Genomic DNA, 22,565 nt, shown 5'->3' with positions numbered 1-22,565 from the left:
GAAAAGTGTTTTAAGGTTGCGATGGTCCAACAGAGGAGAACACGTGTCAGAGAACATTGATCGTGATACCCGGAGCGAGACGGATGCCGCGCTACGGGCCGACGTCCGACGCCTCGCCACCATGCTTGGCGAGATCCTCGCCGCTCAGAAGGGGGACGACCTCCTCGAGCAGGTCGAGCGAATTCGTCGGCTCGCAAAGGAAGCCCAGCAGTCCGATAATCGCCTCGAGGTCTTTGCTCAAATGGAAGAGGAGCTTCGCGACCTCCCTATGGAGCGCGTGACGGATCTCGTTCGAGCATTCACCCTGTACTTCCAGCTCGCCAACACGGCAGAGCAGAATCAGCGTTCCCGCGCCCGCAAACTGCGTCCCGAGTCCGAAGAGTGGATCGCGCGTGCAGTCACTCGGATCACCGACTCCCTCGGCGCCGAGGAGCTGGACCGGATTGCGAACGCTCTCGACATTAGGCTCGTGTTCACAGCCCACCCAACCGAGGCCTCCCGCCGCGCCGTGCTCTCGAAGCTCCGCAGGCTCTTCCACGTTCTCTCGCAGGACACCGAAGAGGGCACGGCGGCACGCCGCCGCCAAGATCGTGACCTTGCAGAGGTCATCGAACTCCTGTGGCAGACGGACGAACTGAGGCACACGGCCCCCTCCCCCGTCGATGAGGCCCGTAACCTCCTCTACTACCTCAAGACCCTTTACACGGACGCCCTCCCCGGCACGGTAGCTCTTCTCGCCGCCGAGGTCGAGGCCGCTGGCGTTGACGTCAAGCAGAACGTCGAACCCCTCAAGCTGTTCTCGTGGATCGGCGGCGACCGCGACGGCAACCCCTTCGTCACCCCCGAGGTCACGGCCGAGATCCTGCGCATGCAGGCAAATGAGGCAATCGAGGTCGCTCTCGAGAAGCTCGACACCGGATCCCAGGTCCTCTCCGTTTCGACGAACCTCACCCCGGCCGACGAACAGCTTCAGGCATCCATCGAAGCCGACCTCACGGCGCTTCCAAAGTTCCCGGAGTTCGTTGTCGACCTGTTCCGGGACGAGCCGTTCCGCCTCAAGATCGAACTCATGAAGGGTAAGTACCTCAATACTCGCGACCGGATCAACGAGGGTACGCCCCACGAGCCCGGCCACGACTATGCCAACACAGGTGAAATCCGCGAGGATCTCGACATCCTGCTCGGCGCCCTGGAACGCACCGGCTCCGACCTCGTTATAAACGGCCTTGCCGGGGAACTCAGCCGCACTCTTGCGGGAATGGGTCTGACCCTGGCCGCCATTGACGTGCGCGAGCACTCCGCCAAGCATCACGAGCTCCTCGAACAGCTCTTCGACCGCCTCGGCGATACCGAGATCCCCTATAGCGAGATGGATGACGAGCAGCGCACCGCTCTTCTCTCCCGCGAGCTTGCCTCCAAGCGCCCGATCGCTGGCCCCGGCCTGCACAACGGCACCCTGGAGATCACCGACTCCGCCCAGAACACCTACGAGACGTTCGCGGAAATCGCGAAGGCTCAGCGAATCTATGGCCAGGCTGTTGCGGAAACCTACATTGTCTCCATGACTCACGGCGCTCACGACATCCTCGCCGCCGCAGTTATTGCACGCGAAGCTGGGCTGATCGAAACCCCGAACGGTGCAACCTCGGGCCGTGCCGACATCGGCTTTGTTCCCCTCCTCGAAGAGGTCCGGGAGCTGCGGATGGCGGACGACATCCTCGAAACCCTGTTCTCCGATCCCACGTACCGCGAAATAGTTCGGATGAGGGGGAATATCCAGGAAGTCATGCTCGGGTATTCCGATTCGAACAAGGACTCGGGCGTTCTCACATCCCAGTGGGAGATCCACCAGGCCCAGCGTCGCCTCCGCGACGTCTGTGCCCGTCACGGCATCACCCTCCGCCTCTTCCACGGCCGCGGCGGTTCCGTTGGCCGCGGCGGCGGCCCCACCTACGAGTCGATCCTCTCGCAGCCGTACGGTGTCCTTGATGGTGCTATCAAGTTCACCGAGCAGGGCGAAGTTATCTCCGACAAGTACCTACATCCCGAACTTGCCAGGGAAAACCTGGAACTCACCGTTGCCGCAGTCCTCGAGGGCTCTAGCCTGCACCGGGTTGCCCGCGCAACAGCCCAGGTGCAGGTCGAGCGCGATAAGCTCATGGACCTGATTTCCGAGGCAGCATTTGGTCGTTACCGTCAGCTAATCGACGACCCGGACCTTCCCGAGTACTTCGTGACCACCACCCCGGTTGAGCAGCTCGGCATGCTCAACATCGGCTCCCGTCCCTCCAAGCGCACAACGGCCGACAAGGGCCTTGATGGACTGCGAGCCATCCCCTGGGTGTTTGGATGGACGCAGTCCCGCCAGATTGTCCCCGGCTGGTTCGGCGTGGGAACCGCCCTCCGGGCGGCCCGCGAAGCGGGCCAGGAGGATGCTCTCAAGGAGATGTACCAGACGTGGCACTTCTTCCGTGCCGTGATCTCCAACGTGGAGATGACGACGAAGAAGACCGACCTGGGCATCGCCCAGCACTACGTCCGTTCGCTGGCCCCCGAGCGGCTCTGGCACCTCTTCCACCTCATCAAGGAAGAGTTCGAGATTACCCTCGAAGAGATCCGTGCCCTCACCGGCGAGAACGAGCTTCTCGATTCAAACCCGACGCTCAAGCGTACGCTCGAGGTGCGCGACCAGTACCTGCACCCGATCAGCTACATGCAGGTGAACCTCCTGACCAGGATCCGGCAGCTCGACGACGTCGAGGCGGGCGAGGACCTGAAGAGGGCCCTGCTGACCACGATCAACGGTATTTCCGCCGGTATGAGGAACACCGGCTGATTCTCATCGTCTCGCCTGTGCCCCGGATAGTCGACCAGATCGACACGTCCGGGGCACAGTCATTTGCGCAGGTCACTCCCACAGTAATCGGTCCCGAATTAGGTAGAATTCGGACATCCAGAATGTAGTGAGTTAAGACAATCCGAAGCAGTACCTAATAGCGATCTCCCACCACACCGGAACAGAATGGCTAACTTTTACGCATGGATACCCAACTTATGCTGACATGGATTCAAACCCGCGGTAAAGCGTCCACCGTTAACATTCGCCACCGCTAGCCAGAAACCATTAATTTACTGTATCCTTGTTACGGGCCACACCAGTTGTGAGGGGCATGCCGAATGCGGGCATGCCCCTCATTTCTGTCCAGACCCATTCACGGGGCCAGCGTTACCTCTCCCCACGACAATGAACCCAGGAGGTCTCCAGCACGAAACCGCAAGCCATCGAAGCTGCCTATGAGCCCCCTTGGTGCGGTGATAGAAACTGTGCGACTGAGGCTGACAATTCAGTACCCCGGGCGGTACAGCCACGATTGTTGCCCGAATTTATTCTTTGAGAAAGAACGGGGTGGGACCAACTGCTTTAGCTGGCCCCACCCCTGGTGAACACTGAACTGTTCTAAGCCTTATTCTCCACTGGCCCGTCAAGCGTAAAGTCGCCTGCCGACGCCACAAGCGCACGGATGTTGTCGGTGTCGAGAACGACATCATCCTTGTGCTTGACAATCATGAGGGCGCGGCCGCCTTCCTGACGTTCGAAGGAGACACCGCCAACCTTCGCGTCGTAGGAGCTTACTTTCAGACGGAGGTCGAGGACATCGTCATCCGACGTTACCCCATCCAGAATATAGGTCGTAGAAATCATGGAATCCTTGCGGTTAGATGCGGCCATTGAATGCCTGCAATGCTGAATCTTCGCGGGTTCCGCCTCGACCATCCCCGTACTTGGAATAGTCGTCAATCCACTGGACCGACTTCACCCACTTGACCATCTTATAACCATGATTGGATTCCGCACGGAGGCGAACCGGGGCACCCAGGTGAACCTCGAGCGGCTTGGAGTTACGTTCGTACGCAAGGATCACGCCCTGCTCCTCGATCGTGTCCAGATCCAGCACCGAATAGAACGGTTCGCGCGGGCGGTGATCGATCATTTCCTGCGCGAGGCCGTACGACTCAACCATGACGTAGTTGGCGCCTTGGGGCCTGGGGCCCAGAAGATCGAGAACGTCCGTGAGCCGTGCGCCGCCCCAGAGGGAAGTGCCAGACCATCCCTGCATGCACGTGTGGGTTGCATAGTATTCGACCTTGGGTAGCTGCTTTAGGTCATCGAGGCTGAGGTCGAGGCTCTCGCCGTCAGCACCCCCACCAACGTGCAGTCGCCAACTCTCCCAGTTGCTGGCCTTTGCTTCCAGCCACTCCGGAGATTCGTCCTCGGTCGGAGGCAGCCCGTTAGTCCAGTGGAACTCAGACACGTCGTCCTTGCCGAGGGCCTTGGCATCCTCCACCGTCGGCTTCATCCAGCCCAGACCGATCTTACGAGCTGGCTCGGTAACCTTCACGAGGAACCGCTGCGCCCTCGGACGATCCGCGAGCGACCAGTAGGACAGGAAGATCCAGAAGAAGATCACGATAGTAATCGTGGCGAGCGCAATCGTGAACGCCTGCGCATACCGCTCCGGATCGTTCGCTCCAAAGATCATTCGCGGCAGGTTGTATTCGGCGTGAACGATAAAGACGAGGCTCACGTGCATGACGATAAACAGGGTCATGATGACCATGAGAATGAAGTGGATCGAGCGCGCACCCTGATGACCTCCCCAGAACTTCACGTACCGAGGGAAACGGTTTCGGATTGCCGGAGCCATGGCAAGACCCGTGAGAATCATGAGCGGGGCAACAACGAAGATGATAAACGTATAGCCCAGCATCTGCAGAGCGTCATACGGCTGGAAGTGCTCGACCGACGGCTTCGTGAAGCCAAGGTACATGACAAGCGAGTCCCAAGCCTGCGGGAAGATGTCCCACGAGGTGGGGATGATCCTGCGCCACAAGCCCGTGCCGAACAGGAGCACCACGTAAACGATGCCATTAAGCATCCACAGCGTGGTGCCCAGGCCGTGCCAGTGACGTCCGAGGCCAATGTTTTTGCGTCCGGGCAAGCCGATCAACGGTGACAGGCTTCGCTCGTCCATGAGCGAGGTGTAGACGCCCTCCTCCTTGGGAAGCTTGCGCTTGGTAAAGCGTAGCCACTCCTTGCCGGGCGCACTGTCGTTACTCCACCACAGGCGCGGCAACGAGGACAGCATCTCCCAGCCGCTTCGCAGCAGAATGCCGATAAGAACAAAGTTAATAAGATGCGTGGCACGTAGCCACAAAGGGAAATCCGGATCCACGGTTCCTCCACTCCCACATATCCGATTCCGCCTGCTCACGAGCCCGCATCACGGATCAAATACGAATACTTTTGGTACTAACAATTTAAATGTACGGGTTTTCTCGTTATAAATAAAGCGAATTCACAGAATTCATCGCTAGGCTCCGATAAAGCCAATCGCGGCGGACACACTCAAGCCCAAATTCGGCTGCATCTCGGTTCTCCAAATTGGACACTCAGTCATTAACATGCGGTTAGCGCGAATAACTGCAAATGCTTATCAATACTCTATCTAAACCCCTATGTTAATGATCACATATCGTAAGAGACTATCACGTGGCACATCGACGTCAACCAAGCTCTCAGTGTCAGATCCGACGCCGGGGTCTCGGTGTTGCAGTTTCTTTGCGGAAGCGTTTGCTAGACATTCATCAGTGGAGCCGGCAAGGCACGGAGTCGGCTTCAGACAACGTTGTCCGGGCGCGAAGACAGCACAAAGCCCCGATCTCGCTTGTGACGAATGCCGGGGCTTTGCTGAGCCACCTGTCGGATTCGAACCGACGACCGTCCGCTTACAAGGCGGGTGCTCTACCAGCTGAGCTAAGGTGGCGTGGCGCGGGTCAATTCTGCCAGATCTGTCGCTGGCAAAGCCAACCCGCGAACTGTGATTCTTATTCCTCCGTGTCAGCCTCGGGCTCTGCCAGGCCGAGCATGGCGGGGAAGTCGTTCTCCGCATACTCGTAGTTGACCTCTCCGTTCAGGAGAACGGTCGGGGTACCGGTGAAGCCGTTGGCGCTGAACTGCTGGTTGGCCGCGTTGACCCATTCGAGGTCGACCTCGGATTCGAGGGAGTCCACCATGTCGTCGGGAACGCCTGCGTCACGTGCCGCCTGCTTCACGCTGTCCCAGTCGGGGCGGACGGCCTCGCGGTTGTAGAGGTAGGCATCGGTGATGTCGAAGAGATTCTTGTGGTACGCCATCAAGTGCTCGGGCGAGTTCTCAGCAATGTACTGGAACGTTGCCGCACCGTAGGCGGAGATGTCGTTGTTCAAGATCGCAACGGGGTAGTAGAAGATCTCGGCGTCACCTTGAGCGGTAATTTCGTTGAGATCGCCGCCGTTCCACTGCTCAAGGTTGTTGCAGTGGATGCACATGTAGTCGAAGTAAATCTCGACTCGCTGTGCGTCTTCCGAGTGCTCGGCGTCTTCACCGAGCACCGAGAAGCCGGTCGGGACGTCTGCACCTTCGATGGTGACGGGCTCAACCTGGACTGCAACCGGATCGTACTCCTGACGCATCGCGTCTTCTTCGTCATCGCTACCGTTGGCAACGATCGACCAGATTGCGACGCCAACGAGAGCGATTGCGACGACGCTAACGATGATGGTGATGAGCTTGTTGCGCTTCGCGCGCTTTTCCTCGAGCTCCTGGAGCTTGCGGGCCTTTTCGCGGGCTGCTTCGCGGCGCTCCGCCTTTGTCTGCTGATTAGCCATGATGTGGGGGTCCCTTCGTACTGAAATGAGAGATTGGGGCTGGGTTTCTCGCTAGCACCCGGGAGGGTCGCGTGATCCAACAGCCCGGGAAACTCCCCACGTGCTCTGTCGAACGTATCCAGCCATGACCGGGACCGGGTCCGGGGTCCTCCACCGCGGCACGGTGGGAACAAGGTGCGCAATGAAAGCGGTGGCGGCTTCTCGGACCGCAACCGAATTGGCGACAACTCCGAGAAGGACCATGGCGAGCAGGCCAACAACCTGGAAGGTGCTCGGGCCAAGGGCAGTGCCGCTCGTGCAACCGGCGTCCTCGTGGACGATTCCGATCGCCGAAAGATAGGGGTGGACCGCATCGGTGCACCGCGCACCAACGGACGTCAGAATCGCAGCAAGTGCGGGCACTGCGGCGATGACGAGTCGGTTACGCGCGGTCATAGAAAACAGTCTAGTTGAAGATGAAAGGTGTTGAGAACGGGCTCCAGTCAGGATCTGCGCCACCGGAATAGACCGACAGGGCCAGCGACAGGAGGGCTAGGGCGAGCACGCCCCAGAACAGGCGGTATCCCGCCGAAGGTGCGATGGTGGCGAACAGGTGACGGGTGGTTTCCCGCGACGGTCCGCTCGTCGGATAAATCCAGGCAATCCAGCTACCAATCAGGGCACCGCCCGCGGTGCACACGATCTCGGCGGTACCGAACAGTCCATGACACATCCAGGCAAGCCCACCGCCGATGACGACGCCGGAACCAACAGAGGCGACGGTGCGGGCAATGCCGCCGAAGATCGACAGCGGCAGCCTGCCAATGATGGTCATCGACTCGGTCCGATATCGACCGCCTCGTTCGAGACGAGCACGGATTAGACCGTCGCGGGCCACTCCGACAATCGACGTGACGAGCGAGTACGCCACGAACAGGGCAATCGAGTAGCTGGGTAGAACTCCCGCCCATGCGGTAAACACGAGCCACAGCATGATGGTGATCCAGGGCCGGCGCGGGGCAGGACGTAGCCAGTCCGGTATTGGTGCCGGGTTGCTCGTGAACCGCGGATCAAACCGGGCGTGGGCAACGACGGCGAAGTCCTGGCGCGGATGGAACACGGCCGATCCCCCGTGGTCGTACGGGCTTGTTTGGTGGAGCTGCTGTCCGGCCTGGTGGTTCAGTTGCTGCGGTGCCCGGTGATGGCTAACGGGCTGCTGGGAGACTTGCTGATTCGGCAGGAACTGTCCGCTCGGCGGGTTCGCAGGCTGGTGCACGGGTGCCCGTCCCGCCTGTGGCGGGAAGTAGGGTGGGGGCGCAGACCCGGGACCGGCTGAACGCTCCGTTTCCTCAATCGCATCAAGAGCATCGAGCGCCCTCGTATCCTGGGTGTATCCCAGCGACATGTGGTCTGCATGGGTGGGGCCGAGCGCGAGATCATCTTCGTCGACCTCGATCGTGCCGTCCAGCATTCCGATGACCTGAACGGGGTCGGGACGCCGATCGGGCCGACAGTTGAGAGCGGCCTCAAGCGCGTAGGCGACGACCGGATCGGCTCCCGACAGGTCGCATTCGCCCGTCAGGACCTTCCTCGTCACCTTGGGGCTATGCCCAGTACCAAACGGGGCGTGCCCCGTTGCGGCGTAGGCAAGCGTCGCGGCCCACGACCACCAGTCGGCTGCGGTCGTGGGGTCATCCCCGTTCAGAACTTCGGGAGCCGCATAGCCCGGCGTGTGAGCGATCAGGCCGGTCGCTGTCAGGCGTGATTCCTCAGCGATCTGGGCGATACCGAAGTCAATGAGGACAGGGCCGCGTTGGCTCATCATAACGTTCGACGGCTTGAGATCCCTGTGGAGAACTCCCTTGCTGTGAATAGCGGACAGGGCCTCGGCTAGCTCTTTTGCCAGGTCGGCAAGGTCCTTACCGACAAATACGCCGTTTTCGGAAACATCCACGGACAGGGTGGGGCCGTCGATGAGCTCGGTGACAATAAAGGCCTCGTCGTCTTCCGTTTCAGCATCGATGACCTGGGCAACGTAGGGCCCGGTTACTTGCCGTAGCGTGCGCACTTCGCGGCGCAGCCGGTCCCTTGCGTTGGGGTCGGCTGCGATCGACGGGTGGAGAAGCTTGAGAGCGACACGATCGCCGCCACCGTCAAGCGCCTCATACACGGTCGACATGCCACCGAAGCCGATTTTCTCAACCAGCTGATAGCCGCCAATTTCACTGCGCTCCTGCACGTCTTCTACGGTACCTGAGATTCTCCTATGAGCACTGACACGGATGGGGAGTTCTCACTTGAAATGTTGGTGACAAAACCGGCATTATTAAGGAGGCCGCTGGAGAAGCCCGAGGAACAGCGGTGTTCCTCTCCATTCTTTAAGTGGCCGTGTCAGTGCCGACACCCGGTACCGGCACCTTCACATCGGATCGTCCGGCACGTACCTGCCGGTGAAGGGACCTCTCATGGCCACTGTAACCTTTAGCAACGCCACGCGCGTTTACCCCGGCTCAGATAAGCCGGCGGTTGATTCGCTCAACCTAGAAATTGAGGACGGCGAGTTTCTCGTTCTCGTTGGACCCTCGGGATGTGGAAAGTCAACGTCACTCCGCATGCTTGCCGGTCTTGAAGAAGTCGATCAGGGACGCATCTTCATTGGCGATAAGGACGTCACAGACGTCACCCCGAAGGACAGGGACATCGCAATGGTGTTCCAGAACTACGCCCTCTACCCCCACATGACAGTGGCCCAGAACATGGGCTTTGCCCTGAAGATCGCGGGCACCCCAAAGGAAGAGATCAACGCGCGCGTCCTGGAGGCCGCAAAGATTCTTGACCTTGAGGAGTACCTCGAGCGCAAGCCTAAGGCACTTTCCGGTGGCCAGCGTCAGCGCGTCGCGATGGGCCGTGCAATTGTTCGTCAGCCCCAGGTGTTCCTTATGGATGAGCCGCTGTCGAACCTCGATGCGAAGCTCCGCGTCCAGACCCGCACCCAGATTGCGTCGCTCCAGCGCCGCCTCGGCATCACCACCGTCTACGTCACGCACGACCAGACCGAGGCCCTGACCATGGGTGACCGGATCGCGGTCCTCAAGGACGGTCTCCTCCAGCAGGTTGGCACCCCGCGCGAAATGTACGACTCCCCCGCCAACCGCTTCGTCGCCGGCTTCATCGGCTCCCCCGCGATGAACATCGGTTCCTGGCGTATCGATGGTGACCACGCCATCTACGGCGAGGCTCGTGTTCCGCTTCCCGCCGATGTGCAGTCTTCAATCAGCCCGGAAGATGACAACCGCATCATCGTCGGTTTCCGTCCCGAGAACCTCGAACGTGCCGAAGCTGGCGCCGAGTACACAATCCCCGTCAAGGTCACCCTTGTCGAGGAACTCGGCTCCGATGCCTACATTTACGGTAGCGTCCTTGGACACGAGTCAGAGGTCGACAAATTCGGTTCCGGCGATGGGTCCGACCAGGTTGTTATCCGCATCCCTCCCGCGTCTGTCCCCGAAGCAGACGAGGTCATCCACGTCCAGCTAAAGCCGGGCACCGGCTACTTCTTCAGCCAGTCAACTGGCAACGCCCTGAACCGGCGTTAGTTCACCAGGTGGGCGCCTTACGCCCAGAAAGGCCTCCGTGTCAGTTTCCCTCCAAATCACTGCCGCATATCCCGAACCCGCACTGTTCGATCTTCCGTGGCACCTACCTTTGGAGAACTGGCCGGAGGAGACGATCGCGGCCCTACCTCGGGGCATCTCGAGGCATGTCGTGCAATTCGCGCACCTCGAGGGCCGCGTTATCGCCATCAAGGAAATCTCCGATTCCATCGCTCACCGCGAGTACGACATGCTGCGGGACCTTGGCAAGATCGACGCTCCCGCGGTCACGCCCCTGGCGGTCGTCACCGGCCGGGTAAGCGCTGACGGGAGCCCCCTACAGGCAGCTCTCATCACCGAACATCTGCCGTACTCGTTGCCCTACCGGGCACTGTTCGGGCAGTGGCTCAAGCCCGAGACGGCTGACCGACTGATCGACGCCCTGTCGATCCTTCTTGTCCGCCTGCACCTGCTCGGCTTCTACTGGGGCGACGTGTCACTGTCTAACACCCTGTTCCGCAGGGATGCCGGTGCGTTCGCCGCCTACCTGGTCGATGCCGAAACGGGCGAACTATACGAGAAATTGTCGAACGGAAAACGGACCTACGATATCGACGTGGCCCGCACAAATATCATTGGCGAGCTCATGGATCTCCAGTCAGGCGAAATGCTGGACGCAGATGTTAACGTCATTGCCCTTGGCGACCGACTCGAAGAGCGCTATACGACCCTGTGGGGCGAGCTCACCAGGGTCGATTCCTTTGCGACGAACGAGCGTTGGCGGATGGATGACAGGATCAACCGGCTCAACTCACTCGGTTTTGACGTCGGCGAGTTTACCATGACAACTGATAGCGCGGGCACCTCGGTGTCGATCCAACCCGTTGTTGTCGATGCTGGCCACTATCACCGACAAATCATGCGGCTCACCGGTCTCGACGTGGAAGAGAACCAGGCGCGCAGGCTCCTCAATGACATCGAATCCTACCGGGCCCATTCTGGCCTAACCGACGAACCCCTACGCACCGTTGCTCAGTCGTGGATGCTGAACATCTTCGAGCCATCGGTCAGCGCCATCCCCGTCCACCTCCGGGGCCGTCTCCAGCCCGCCGAGCTCTACCACGAACTTCTCGAACACCGCTGGTACATGTCGGAAAAGGCCGGGCATGACGTTTCCATGGCCTACTCCACCCGCTCCTACATCGAACAGATCCTCATTCACAGACCCGACGAGCGGGCACTCCTCAACTCGGGTGGCGACTAGGCAATACCGAACCGGCTTGCTTTCCCGCGGCTGCTACCGAGCGCAGGTCCCCGCCACCTGAGGAGGGTCATTCTCATCCGCGGATCTTCCATGCGCGAACCAATTCATCGTATTCACGCTTGGTGGGGCGCAGTTTGAAACTGCGCCCCACCAAGGTTTTCAGGTTTTAGACGATCCGGTGAAGGAATCTCCGTGATGATCGGAACTAGGCGTCCAGCTCCTCGATGAGGAGTTCGGCAATCTGGATTGCGTTGAGGGCGGCACCCTTGCGGAGGTTGTCGCCAACGACGAACATGGCGAGGCCCTTGCCGCCGGGAACGGACTGGTCGGCTCGGATACGGCCAACGAACGACGGGTCCTGACCTGCGGCCTGGAGCGGGTTCGGGACATCAACAACTTCGACCCCTGGGGCTGCCTCGAGAAGCTTCGTGGCCTTCTCCACGTCGATCTCGCGATCGAACTCGGCGTTGATGGCAAGGCCGTGGCCCGAGTAGACGGGTACGCGGACGCACGTGCCGGAGACTGCGAGCTCCGGGACGTTCAGGATCTTGCGGGACTCGAACCGGAGCTTCTGCTCTTCATCGGTCTCGTTACTGCCATCATCAACAAGGCCGCCAGCGAAGGCAACAACGTTGAAGGCGATCGGAGCTACGTAGGTGTTCGGTTCGGGCAGATCGACTGCGGAGCCGTCTGTGACAAGCTGCGTAAGGTCCTGCTGCGCACCTGCCTGCACCTGGTCGGTGAGCTCCGAGACCCCGGCAAGGCCGGATCCGGAGACTGCCTGGTACGAGGACACGATGAGACGGGCCAGTCCAGCTTCCTCGTGGAGGGGCTTCAGGACCGGCATAGCTGCCATGGTCGTGCAGTTCGGGTTCGCGATAATGCCCTTCGGGCGGTTCGTGATCGCATCGGGGTTCACTTCGGAGACGACGAGGGGAACCTCGGGGTCCTTACGCCATGCCGAGCTGTTATCCACGACGACCGCGCCAGCTGCCGCGAACTTGGGGGCATATTCCTTGGAGGTGCCGCCACCCGCGGAGAAGATTGCAATATCAATGCCGGAGTAATCGGCCGTTGCAACGTCCTCGACAACAATCTTTTCGCCGCGGAACTCGAGCTCGGTTCCGGCGGAACGGGACGAGGCAAAGAAACGGATCTTATCTGCCTTCGTGCCACGCTGTTCGAGAAGGTCCCGCATGACCTGTCCAACCTGTCCGGTTGCCCCTACTACTGCAAGAGTGATGCTCATCGTCCTGTCCCTCCGTAAACCACGGCCTGAGTGTCTTCGGCATCGAGGTCGAATGCCGTGTGGACTGCACGGACCGCTTCATCCAATTGGTCAATGTGTACAACAACAGAAATACGGATCTCCGACGTCGAAATCATGTCGATGTTGATCCCCGTATTCGCGAGCGCACCGAACAGCTTCGCGGAAACGCCCGGGTGGGAGCGCATGCCGGCTCCGATCAGGGAGAGCTTGCCGACCTTCTCGTTGTAGGTCACCTCGCGGTACTGAAGCTCGTCCTTCATCTCTTCGATGGCCTTCAGAGCAACGGCTGCGCTGTCGCTCGGCAGCGTGAAGGAAATATCGGTTTTACCGGGATCCGACGCTGCCACGTTCTGGACGATCATGTCGATGTTGGCGCCAACCTCGGCAACCTTCCCGAAGACCTTCGCGGCCTTACCGGGGACGTCCGGCACACCGAGAATCGACAGCTTCGACTGCGAACGGTCGTGGGCGATTCCGGTGATGATGGGGGACTCCATGTCCCGTTCGTCCTTGTTCATGATCCAGGTTCCTTCCAGTTCGGAGAATGAGGAGCGCACGTGGAGCGGCACGTTGTACTTGCGTGCAAACTCCACCGCCCGCAGATGCAGGATCTTCGCTCCCTGCCCAGCTAGTTCAAGGGTTTCCTCGTAGTCGAGGGACTGCACTCGGTGCGCGGACGGCACGATCCGAGGATCGGCCGAGTAGAGGCCGTCGACATCCGTGTAGATCTCGCAAACATCGGCATGCATGGCCGCCGCAAGCGCAACAGCGGTCGTGTCAGATCCGCCGCGACCGAGGGTCGTGACGTCGTTCAGTTCGTTGACGCCCTGGAATCCGGCGATGATGGCAACGGATCCGTCCTTCACATCACGGGCGATTCGTTCCGGAACAATACCGACGATCGAGGCCTTGCCGTACTGGTTGTCGGTACGGAGCCCTGCCTGCTGGCCCGTGTAGGCGTGCGCGGGAACACCCAGTTCATCAACCGCCATCGCAAGCAGCGACATTGAGACGCGCTCGCCTGCGGTGAGGAGAATATCCATTTCCCGAGCGGGCGGCTTGGACGTGATCTGTGCAGCGAGGTCGAGAAGTTCATCGGTCGTGTCGCCCATGGCGGAGACGACAACGACGACATCGTTGCCGGCCTTTTTTGTGTCGACAATGCGCTTTGCGACGCGCTTCAGCGCGTCAGCATCCGATACCGACGATCCGCCGTACTTCTGGACTACAAGGCTCACGATGTCTACTCCGTCTGATTGGGTGGCTCCCATTGTCCGACCATTTGCCGAACACTCCTAGAGTCCATCCCACATTTCTCATTAATTGGATGGTGATGAGTGCAATATTAGGTCTCCTTCGTGCCGTTCGGGTCGGCAGAAGTCCTATGCACCATTGTGCGTCCCTCGAAGGCTCGAGAGAGCGTGATTTCGTCAGCATACTCAAGGTCGCCGCCTACCGGAAGGCCGGAGGCCAGACGGGAGACGTTGACTCCCATGGGGGCGAGAGAACGGATCAGATAGGAAGCGGTGGCCTCACCCTCGATGTTCGGGTCGGTCGCAATAATGATCTCTTGCACCTTGCCGTCAGCAAGTCTGGTGAACAGTTGCCGGATACGCAGATCGTCGGGGCCCACGCCCTCGATGGGATTGATGGCTCCTCCGAGCACGTGGTACCTGCCGCGGTACTCTCGTGTCCGTTCAATGGCAACGATGTCCTTCGGTTCTTCCACAACGCAGATCACCGTATCGACGCGACGCGGGTCAGAGCAGATCCGACACTGCTCCTGTTCGGTCACGTTGCCGCAAATATCGCAGAACCGAACCTTTGACTTCACGGCCGTCATCGCGTCAATGAGTGCTTGGACATCTGCCTCTTCGGAGGACAGCAGGTGGAAAGCAATGCGTTGCGCGCTCTTCGGTCCGATACCGGGGAGGCGTCCCAGCTCATCGATAAGGTCCTGGACCGCGCCGTCATAAACTCCGGCCACTAGAGTTCCTCCCAGCCAGTTTCATCAGAAAACTCGCCGGTTCCCAGAGTCTGCTCTCTCAAGAGCACGAGGAAGCAGTCGAGGTTTTCAGCATCGACGACTCCGCGCATAAGGTCTTCGTGCGCGGCTTCGATTCGCCTGCGGTGTTGATCCATCGCCTCTTCAAGGTCAGGGGCGTATCCGATCTCCCACTCAAACATCGCGATCCTCCTCCACTTCTTCAATCACCTTGCCACCGAACATCTCGATAACAACCTGTAGCCCAATTCCTTCGGCCTCGAGGGCCAGCGGATCATCATCCGATACGAGCTCCTCTTCATGCTCGACATCTAGCTTTTCCTCTTCGGGCACGACAGTACCGCGGTTCTCCGCAAGCTTCGAGAAACTACCTCCGCTGGACGCACCGAAGGCCGGACCGCCGGTTGATGGGGCATTCCGCGGGGGCGGAGCCGGGAAGGAAGGCATGTCCGCGGGGGCGGGGCCGGGAAATCTTCCATGACAATGTCTGGAAGGTCGCTCGGCAGACCCGCGGGAATCTCTCCGTATTTGTCATCGTCCGGGGGTGTGGGCTCCGGATAACCCCAGTCATCCGGGGGCACATTCCTCGCGTCAGCTGGACTGGGGGCACTCCCCCGGCTTTCTGCACTGCGGGCGCGTGCCCGCTCGATTGCCGACATGGGCCGCTCCCGCTGGGAGGAGTCGCGCCCCCCAGTGTCCGCAGACGCCGAAGTATTGGCCGACCCAGAACCACCCGGAGTCACAGCCGTGGGCTGTGGCACCGGTGCGACCGGCGAGGCAATCTCCGCGGAATCGTTTGAACCGTGAGCCCCACCGTCGGAATCTGGGTCGTTTGAAGCTGGTGAAGGCGATGGGGCGGAAGTGGGTGCGCCAGACTGCCCGTCATCGAAACGGCTCTGGGCAGAGTGATCCGTAGGAGCGGTAGTCGATGTCACTACCCGCTCACGTGAGTCACCCTCCGTATCGTCAGAGGACTCTCGGACGGTCTCTTTTGGAACACCGATCACTCCGACGTGGACCGTCAGTTGCTTCTTGAGCATCTCGGAGAACACGGTTTCCAAGCCGCCCGAACGCCCTTCATCAATAAATCGATTGGCAACTTCCTGGGTCGGGAAGTCGAAATGAAGGTCGCCATCCACGACAGAGGTTTTGCCCTTGGCATCCCGAATAAAGTTCGAGGTTCCGGGCGGAACACGCCTGTCCGCCATGGCATCACGCCAGAGACCACGAAGCTTGGCGAGCTTCTCCTCATCCGAGAGGTCCGGCTGAGTAGCTGGAGCTGGCTTTTCCGCCGAAGCAGGCGCATTGGTGGTCTGTTGCGCAGGCCGTGGTACGAGACCAGCGGGAGGATCCACCGGTGGCGCCTTGGGCACAACCGGCTCCTGTGCGGCGGGCTCCGGAACGAGGCGCGTTGGAGCAGACGTCGCGGGCGGGTTAACTGGCGGAGCCTGCTCCTCCTGCGCGGGACGCGCCGCGGGCTTGGCGGGTGCCGGATCCTGTTGCGCCGGCGCCGCCTGTGCCGCGGCGGGCTTGGGTTCGCCGGCCGGCTTCTTGTCGCCCTTCTTGGCGAGGGCTCGCGCGGCCGCTCGAGCATCCTCAACACTGGCGACCGGTGCGGGGGCTCCCCCTGATGTTTGAACCGTCGAGGACGCAAGGAGGAGGCGCGCACAGAGTAGCTCAAGCTGAAGACGCGGGGAGGTTGCTCCCATCATTTCCGACAGAGCCGTGTTGGTTAGATCCGCACAGCGGGAGGCCCTGCCAGCGCCGAGCTGATCGGCCTGGTGCTTCATTCGGTCAAGCTGGTCCTCGGGGACCGCCGCAAGAACGGCTTTCGCGGACTCACCCGCAAGGGAAATGACCACGAGATCGCGGAGCCGTTCAAGGAGGTCTTCGACGAAGCGCCTCGGGTCGAGGCCCGATTCGACAACGTTGGCAGCTGCCGTGAAGAGCGCTCCCCCATCCACGCTGGCAATCGCATCGACCGCCGCATCCAGGAGGGCACCGTCCGTGTACCCGAGGAGGGACACGGCAGTCTGGTAGCTCACGCCGTCCTCCCCGGCGCCGCCGATGAGCTGATCAAGGACGGAGAGACTGTCACGGACCGAGCCGGTTCCTGCACGCACAACAAGTGGGAGGACGCCCTCTGCGATCTCGACGTTCTCTTGACGGCACATGTCGGCCATGTAGTCTTCGAGGATCCCGGGCGGCACCAGCCGGAACGGGTAGTGGTGGGTTCGGGATCGGATGGTCCCAATAACCTTTTCGGGCTCCGTCGTTGCGAAAATAAACTTAACGTGCGGCGGGGGCTCTTCAACAAGCTTGAGGAGAGCGTTGAAACCCTGGGGCGAGACCATGTGGGCCTCGTCAATAATGAAGACCTTGTAGCGGTCGCGAAGCGGCGCAAAACCAGCGCGTTCCCGTAGGTCTCTCGCATCTTCGACACCGCCGTGAGACGCCGCATCCATCTCCACCACGTCAAGGGAACCCGAGCCGTTGCGGGACAGCTCCACGCACGATTCACATTCGCCACACGGCGTGGCCGTGGGGCCCTCGGCACAGTTCAGGCACCTGGCAAGAATCCGTGCCGACGTGGTCTTTCCACAGCCGCGCGGGCCGGAGAACAGATAGGCGTGGTTCGTTCGGTCGCCTTCCAGGGCGGCCATGAGCGGAACGGTGACATGCTCCTGACCGACAACCTCTTCAAAGGTCTCGGGCCGATAGCGTCGATACAGTGCAGTGCTCACGGGCCCAGTCTAGTTCCCTGGACCGGCAGATATCGAACGGCCGGAGTTGCACCCCGACACACTGCCCAGCAAGAACGCTAACGAGGCCAAGGTCGCTACGGAAATCTGTGCGTGACATTGCAGAAGGCCCCGCGGCAGTGCCGCGGAGCCTCAATTTCTGCTCATGGGAGGGAAGTTTCCCTTACTCGTCTTGTGACGCAAGCGGTGGCCGCCCACGCTTGGGGATCTGCCCCACATCCTTCGGCAGTCTCCCGGCTCGCCTCAGGCTGTCACGAAGCATGACTTCGATCTGAGCATTTGCGCTACGCGTCTCGTCCCGCGCCCACTTAGCAATCGCCTCGTAAACTGCAGGATCGATCCGCAGCGCGACGTTCTTGCGTTCCATGTCTTACGTGTAGAGGCTGCCCGTGTTGATCATCGGCTGAACGTTCGTGTCCGAGCAGAGAACGACAAGGAGGTTGGAGACCATCGCGGCCCTGCGCTCCGGATCGAGGTGCACGATGTCCTTCTCTTCGAGCTGGTCGAGAGCGCTTTCCACCATGGTGACCGCACCGTCCACGATCGTTTCCCGCGCGTCAACAATCGCGCCTGCCTGCTGACGCTGCAACATGGCCTGAGCGATCTCGGGAGCGTAGGACAGGGAGCCGATGCGCGCCTCGAGGATCTCTACGCCTGCGACGTGAACGCGGGCAGCCACTTCGTTGGCAAGCTCGGTGGAAACCAGTTCGGTCGATCCCGACAGCGAGGGGTTATGCTGTGTTCCCCCATCGTACGGATGAGAGGTTGCCACGTGCCGAAGAGCCGACTCGGCCTGAGAGGTAATGAATTCATCGACATCTTCCACGGCAAAGGTGGCCTTTGCTGTGTCGGCAACCTGCCACACGATAATGGCACCGATATTGACCGGGTTGCCGTTCGCGTCGTTCACCTTGATAGTCTCTGTCTCAAAGTTGCGGACACGCACGGTCACCTTCTTGGTCACCGTAAAAGGCGGGACGAGCGAGAGACCCGTCCGGCGGTTGGTACCAAGATAGCGACCAAAGAACTGCACAACCTGGGTATGTCCCGGGCTAATAACCCGAGGCATCGTCATAAGCACAAGCCAGACGATCGTGAGAACAACCCCGAGAGTAATCATGAGGGCCGTTGCAGTTCCCAGCCCACCAACGATGAATGCTCCGATTGATCCACCGAGAGAAAGAATGATGAGGACGATAACTATTGCCGCGGGGCCAGCGCCTGCCGTCCAGGATGGCTTCTCCGAAATCTCGACCTGCGCCCCGTCGTGACCAACCGGCCTTTCGCTCACATCAACATTCTGAGTTTCTTGGGTCTCCATCGCCCCATCCCTTCTTGTTCAAGCAGACAAGCCGTCAACCAATCCACCACGCTCTTAATGTGATATCAGATTACCAGAGAGCGGGTTAAAGTGATATCACTTTTAAGTAACAATTTCGAAATCAAGAAAACGGGTTGAATCGCGAATTGGGGCGATAAAGTCGCCACGAAAGTAGCACGAGGAGAATAAAGGACTCCCCACGCACCCGCTAGAGCCCGCATTGCCTTGCTGCCTTCCGACCCTGGGCGGTATACGAGATAACGTCACGTGGGGAGCCGTCATCCAGTCTAGCGCAGTTCCCGCCCAGGCAAAAAGCCGGGCGCCACACGGTGAGCACCGGCACTCGTTAACGCGGATGGTCCTGCACAAACGAGTTGTCGAAGATCGCGACCAGAGTTTGCCGCATACCCGGAACGATTTTGTTGGCTTCAGTCTTCTCTCTCCACCCCGTGCATTCACTTTTCACCTTGGACGTTGAGTTGGGGCACCACATACTTGGTCTATGAAGACTCTTTTCCTTACCGGTGCCGGGCGCGGGGTTGGTGCGGCGCTCGCTGACCAGCTTTCTGCAACATGGAACCTCATTCTGCTTGCTCGAAGCGAGGCCAGTGCTCAGGCACTCCAAGAACGCTACCCTACTGCCACGGTTATTCTTGGGGATCTCGCCGATCCCGAAGGTGTAGCCGCACGTGTTGGGCCCGCGGTGCGTGACGCATTGACTGGCCCGGGTCTCGATGGCTTTGTATCGTGTGCGGGAATTGAAGGGGCAGCACCGCTGGAGGATGTGACCGATGGGTTCCTGCGCGACGTTTATTCGACCAATGTTCTCTCCCCTATTCTCCTCACGCGCGAGCTCCTGCCCTGCCTGAGGAACGCTTCGGGCCACGTCATCTACGTGGGATCCACGGCAGCTACTCTCGACTTCCCTGGTTGGCTTCCCTATTCGACGTCAAAGGCCGCCCTGGAGAAGGCGGCCTCGGTGTTACGCGTTGAGGAGAAGGGGCTGCGGGTCAGCACGGTAACGCCAGGGCGAATTGATACGGACATGCAAAGGGACATGGCGGAGAAGCAGGATCGTGTCTTCGATCCGTCTACCGCCATGTCCCCCACATCGGTCGCCTGGGCGATCCGGATGGTGCTTGAGGCACCGCCTGATTCAGTTATTGAGCAACTCACCGTGACGCCGACGAGCCGCTAGCCGTCACTCCTGCGGGAGGATGACGAGGGAGTCGTAGTCGGGCTCTTCGTCGATGATGCCGAATTCGACAGCGGCCTCGCCGTAGGTCTCGATGGATTCGGTGTCGAGGCCGGGCACGAACGTAGCGAAGGAGACGCGGGAGGCGACGTCTTCGGTCAGTCCGATCTCGGATACGGCAAGCTCGCGGAGCCTGTCGTGGTTCTCGGTTGCGAACTCGTTCGAACGGTCCAGGGCACGCTGGAAGGATGCGACGATCTCCGGGTTCTCTTCGGCGAAGTCAGCCGAGGTGACGTAGTAGCCGAGGGTCGAGTCGGGGTAGGCCTCAGCAAAGTTCGAGAGGACGGCACGGTAGCCGTTGTCGCGGGCAATGGTCTGGAAGGGCTCAACCATCCAGATGGCGTCGACGTCGCCACGCTCAAGAGCGGCCGACATGTCGGAGAAGTTCATCGGAATGTACTCGATGCCGGAAGGGTCAATTCCCTGGTTCTCGAGTGCAACGGGGATGGTGACGTCACCAAGGTTCTTCGTGGAGTTCACGGCGATGGTCGTATCGGCAAGGTCCTCGGGGCCCTGAATGTCAGAGTCTTCGAGGACAAAAACGCTGGAGGTGCTTTCTTCATCAATGGCGCCAACGCCGCAGCAGTTGGAGACGAAACGAATGTCGAGGCCCTGGTCGATTGCCGCGAGGTCGGAGACGACGTTGGCGTAGCCGATCGGGCTTTCACCGTTAACAACGGACGGGATGATGGCGGAGCCAGACTCGGCAATCTTCACCTCAACGTCCAGGCCCTCCTCTTCGAAAAAGCCCTCCTCAATACCAAGGTAGAGGGGCGTCGAATCGAGGGTCGTGATGTGGTAGACGGTGAGCTTCGTCAGGCCGTCCTCCGACTCCTCAAGCCCCTCGTCGGAGCCGCAGGCCGCGAGCGCCATGAGGCCCGAGAGGGCGAGGGCTGCGAACTTTCCAAACTTCTTCATAGTGTTCCTTAGCTATCAGATCGTGTACTCGGGCGCCTGGCCAGAATTGGTTGGCACGACAAGGTTGCGGATGGTTCCGAAGATCTCTGCGCGGAGCTCGGAGAATTGGGGCAGTGCCCGGGTTTCCAGCTGGTTGCGCTCCTTCGGGAGATTAATGTCGATGACTCGCTCAATCCGGGAGGGAGTCTTCGACAGGATGGCGACGCGGTCGGACAGGTAGACCGATTCGTCCACGTCGTGGGTAACGAAAACGAACGTGGAGTTCATTTCTTCCTTGACCTGCAAAAGCAGGTCTTCAAGGTCGTTGCGGGTCTGTGCGTCGACGGAAGCGAAGGGTTCGTCGAGGACCATGACCTCGGGACGGTAAGCGATGGCGCGGGCGATGGCGACGCGCTGCTGCATGCCACCGGACAGCTGCCACGGGTATTTCTCGCCAACGCCTTCTAGGCCAACGCTCTTCAGGCAGGATTCGACGCGGCCCGCAATTTCGGCAGAGTCGACGCCGTGCGCCTTCAGCGGCAGGCCAATATTCTTCTCCACACTCATCCACGGGTACAGCGAGCGGGAATAGTCCTGGAAAACCAGAGCAATTTCGCGCGGTGGGCCGTCGATTTCCTTGCCGTCCAGGAGAATATGGCCGGAGGTGGGCTCAAGGAGCCCGGCAAGGATACGCAGGAGCGTGGTCTTACCTGCGCCGGAGGGGCCGACGATCGTGAGGAACTCCTGGTCGTATACGTCCAAGCTGATCCCCTTGAGAACCTCGGTTCCCGGGTCACGCCTCTTCCGCGGCGGATAGGTTTTATGGATGTCGTCGATCCGGAGCCTGACGTTGTTCGTCATGAGAGGTCCCTTCCGTGCAGCCCGCGGTCCCAGGCTAGGAGCCGGCGTTCAATGATGTTGAAGATGGTGGTGAGGATGACGCCAAGAAGCCCCAGGAGAATGATGACTCCCCAGACGGCCGTCTGGTTGAAGGAGTTCTGCGCCGTAATGAGGAATGCTCCAATACCCTCGGCTGATCCCCTCATTTCGCTCGTGACGACGAGGATCAGGGACAGTGGGATAGCGATGGTGATGCCGGCGACGGCCCTTGGCATAACGGCAGGAATGACAACCCGCCACTGCTTCGTCCATCCCGTAATCCCAAAGCTTCGCGCAGTATCATGCGATTCGCGCGGAATGCCACGGACACCGTCGATGACGTTGAGGAGGATCGGGAACATCGTGCCAAGCGCAATGATGAAGATCTTCATCTCGTCGCCCAGACCAAAGATAACGATCGCGAACGGCAGAAGGGCCGTGGCCGGGATGGCCCTGATGAACTCCAGGGTCGGGGTGAGTCCGTACCGGACGAAGGGGATCTGGCCGATGACGAGGCCGAGGAGGATTCCGACAACAATGCCAATGCCGAGACCAACACCAAGGTTCGACAGGCTGGACAGCAGGTCGGTCCTGCCCTCCCCACGATCCAATAGTTCCAGACCGACTCAAGA

General features: G+C 60.3%; 20 protein-coding genes, 1 tRNA gene and 1 other RNA gene. 4 read left to right on the top strand and 18 right to left on the bottom strand.

Features of this window, described 5'->3' with window-relative positions; all coding sequences use genetic code 11:
• Positions 1-43: 43 nt before the first annotated feature.
• Entirely contained in the window at positions 44-2,836 is a 2,793-nt protein-coding gene (gene ppc, locus EJ997_RS10985) for a phosphoenolpyruvate carboxylase (protein WP_228201487.1), read from the top strand.
• Between the two features lie 621 nt (positions 2,837-3,457).
• Here the strand turns inward: ppc and EJ997_RS10980 are convergent.
• From EJ997_RS10980 to EJ997_RS10955, 6 genes are all read right to left on the bottom strand, one after another.
• Positions 3,458-3,730, bottom strand: coding sequence for a hypothetical protein (locus EJ997_RS10980; RefSeq protein ID WP_126704588.1), 273 nt, complete (start codon positions 3,728-3,730; stop codon positions 3,458-3,460).
• Complete coding sequence (locus tag EJ997_RS10975) at positions 3,717-5,234, bottom strand: molybdopterin-dependent oxidoreductase (RefSeq protein ID WP_126704587.1); 1,518 nt, start codon at positions 5,232-5,234, stop codon at positions 3,717-3,719. Before EJ997_RS10975 ends, EJ997_RS10980 begins: the two co-directional genes overlap by 14 nt.
• Positions 5,235-5,752: 518 nt before the next feature.
• Positions 5,753-5,825, bottom strand: a tRNA-Thr gene (locus EJ997_RS10970).
• 61 nt (positions 5,826-5,886) lie between these two features.
• Positions 5,887-6,708, bottom strand: a complete 822-nt coding sequence (locus EJ997_RS10965; RefSeq protein ID WP_126704586.1) for a DsbA family protein — start codon at positions 6,706-6,708, stop codon at positions 5,887-5,889.
• Positions 6,709-6,759: 51 nt separating this feature from the next.
• The gene (locus EJ997_RS10960) at positions 6,760-7,143 is read right to left on the bottom strand and encodes a hypothetical protein (protein ID WP_126704585.1); all 384 of its coding nucleotides are present in this window, start codon (positions 7,141-7,143) and stop codon (positions 6,760-6,762) included.
• Positions 7,144-7,153: 10 nt separating this feature from the next.
• Positions 7,154-8,926: a serine/threonine-protein kinase gene (locus EJ997_RS10955; protein WP_126704584.1), complete on the bottom strand. Its 1,773-nt coding sequence runs from the start codon at positions 8,924-8,926 to the stop codon at positions 7,154-7,156.
• 226 nt (positions 8,927-9,152) lie between these two features.
• Between EJ997_RS10955 and EJ997_RS10950 the strand changes: the two genes are divergently transcribed.
• The gene (locus EJ997_RS10950; protein ID WP_126704583.1) at positions 9,153-10,283 is read left to right on the top strand and encodes an ABC transporter ATP-binding protein; all 1,131 of its coding nucleotides are present in this window, start codon (positions 9,153-9,155) and stop codon (positions 10,281-10,283) included.
• A gap of 37 nt (positions 10,284-10,320) precedes the next feature.
• Positions 10,321-11,544 (top strand): DUF4032 domain-containing protein, encoded by a 1,224-nt coding sequence (locus EJ997_RS10945; RefSeq protein ID WP_126704582.1) that lies wholly within the window; start codon positions 10,321-10,323, stop codon positions 11,542-11,544.
• Positions 11,545-11,749: 205 nt separating this feature from the next.
• Here EJ997_RS10945 and EJ997_RS10940 read toward each other — a convergent pair whose 3' ends face one another.
• The 9 genes from EJ997_RS10940 to ffs all read right to left on the bottom strand — a co-directional run bounded on the left by EJ997_RS10940 (position 11,750) and on the right by ffs (position 19,182).
• Positions 11,750-12,793, bottom strand: a complete 1,044-nt coding sequence (locus EJ997_RS10940) for an aspartate-semialdehyde dehydrogenase (protein ID WP_126704581.1) — start codon at positions 12,791-12,793, stop codon at positions 11,750-11,752.
• A complete protein-coding gene (locus EJ997_RS10935) occupies positions 12,790-14,052 on the bottom strand; it encodes an aspartate kinase (RefSeq protein ID WP_126704580.1) in 1,263 nt (420 codons plus the stop codon). The genes EJ997_RS10940 and EJ997_RS10935 overlap by 4 nt, the downstream gene beginning before the upstream one ends.
• A gap of 107 nt (positions 14,053-14,159) precedes the next feature.
• A complete protein-coding gene (gene recR / locus EJ997_RS10930; RefSeq protein ID WP_126704579.1) occupies positions 14,160-14,801 on the bottom strand; it encodes a recombination mediator RecR in 642 nt (213 codons plus the stop codon).
• A complete protein-coding gene (locus EJ997_RS10925) occupies positions 14,801-15,001 on the bottom strand; it encodes a hypothetical protein (protein WP_126704578.1) in 201 nt (66 codons plus the stop codon). Before EJ997_RS10925 ends, recR begins: the two co-directional genes overlap by 1 nt.
• A complete protein-coding gene (locus EJ997_RS12995; RefSeq protein WP_164719979.1) occupies positions 14,994-15,152 on the bottom strand; it encodes a hypothetical protein in 159 nt (52 codons plus the stop codon). The genes EJ997_RS10925 and EJ997_RS12995 overlap by 8 nt, the downstream gene beginning before the upstream one ends.
• A complete protein-coding gene (locus tag EJ997_RS10920) occupies positions 15,131-17,563 on the bottom strand; it encodes a DNA polymerase III subunit gamma and tau (protein WP_126704577.1) in 2,433 nt (810 codons plus the stop codon). Before EJ997_RS10920 ends, EJ997_RS12995 begins: the two co-directional genes overlap by 22 nt.
• Before the next feature lie 181 nt (positions 17,564-17,744).
• Positions 17,745-17,948 (bottom strand): hypothetical protein, encoded by a 204-nt coding sequence (locus EJ997_RS10915; protein ID WP_126704576.1) that lies wholly within the window; start codon positions 17,946-17,948, stop codon positions 17,745-17,747.
• Positions 17,949-17,951: 3 nt separating this feature from the next.
• Positions 17,952-18,872 (bottom strand): SPFH domain-containing protein, encoded by a 921-nt coding sequence (locus EJ997_RS10910; protein ID WP_228201485.1) that lies wholly within the window; start codon positions 18,870-18,872, stop codon positions 17,952-17,954.
• A 215-nt stretch (positions 18,873-19,087) separates the two neighbouring features.
• Positions 19,088-19,182: signal recognition particle sRNA small type (gene ffs / locus EJ997_RS10905), an RNA gene on the bottom strand.
• A gap of 222 nt (positions 19,183-19,404) precedes the next feature.
• On the opposite strand from ffs, the gene EJ997_RS10900 reads away from it, so the two are divergent.
• Entirely contained in the window at positions 19,405-20,100 is a 696-nt protein-coding gene (locus EJ997_RS10900; protein WP_126704574.1) for an SDR family NAD(P)-dependent oxidoreductase, read from the top strand.
• 3 nt (positions 20,101-20,103) lie between these two features.
• Here the strand turns inward: EJ997_RS10900 and EJ997_RS10895 are convergent, their stop codons facing one another.
• From EJ997_RS10895 to EJ997_RS10885, 3 genes are read right to left on the bottom strand one after another with little or no spacing between them, the layout of a single operon-like run.
• Positions 20,104-21,075 (bottom strand): ABC transporter substrate-binding protein, encoded by a 972-nt coding sequence (locus EJ997_RS10895; RefSeq protein WP_126704573.1) that lies wholly within the window; start codon positions 21,073-21,075, stop codon positions 20,104-20,106.
• 15 nt (positions 21,076-21,090) lie between these two features.
• The gene (locus EJ997_RS10890) at positions 21,091-21,915 is read right to left on the bottom strand and encodes an ABC transporter ATP-binding protein (RefSeq protein WP_126704572.1); all 825 of its coding nucleotides are present in this window, start codon (positions 21,913-21,915) and stop codon (positions 21,091-21,093) included.
• Positions 21,912-22,544: an ABC transporter permease gene (locus EJ997_RS10885; RefSeq protein WP_164719977.1), complete on the bottom strand. Its 633-nt coding sequence runs from the start codon at positions 22,542-22,544 to the stop codon at positions 21,912-21,914. Before EJ997_RS10885 ends, EJ997_RS10890 begins: the two co-directional genes overlap by 4 nt.
• Positions 22,545-22,565 lie beyond the last annotated feature (21 nt).

The sequence above is a fragment of the Flaviflexus ciconiae genome (genome assembly GCF_003971195.1).
Lineage (GTDB): Bacteria > Actinomycetota > Actinomycetes > Actinomycetales > Actinomycetaceae > Flaviflexus > Flaviflexus ciconiae.
This window is presented reverse-complemented; position numbering and strand designations above follow the sequence as displayed.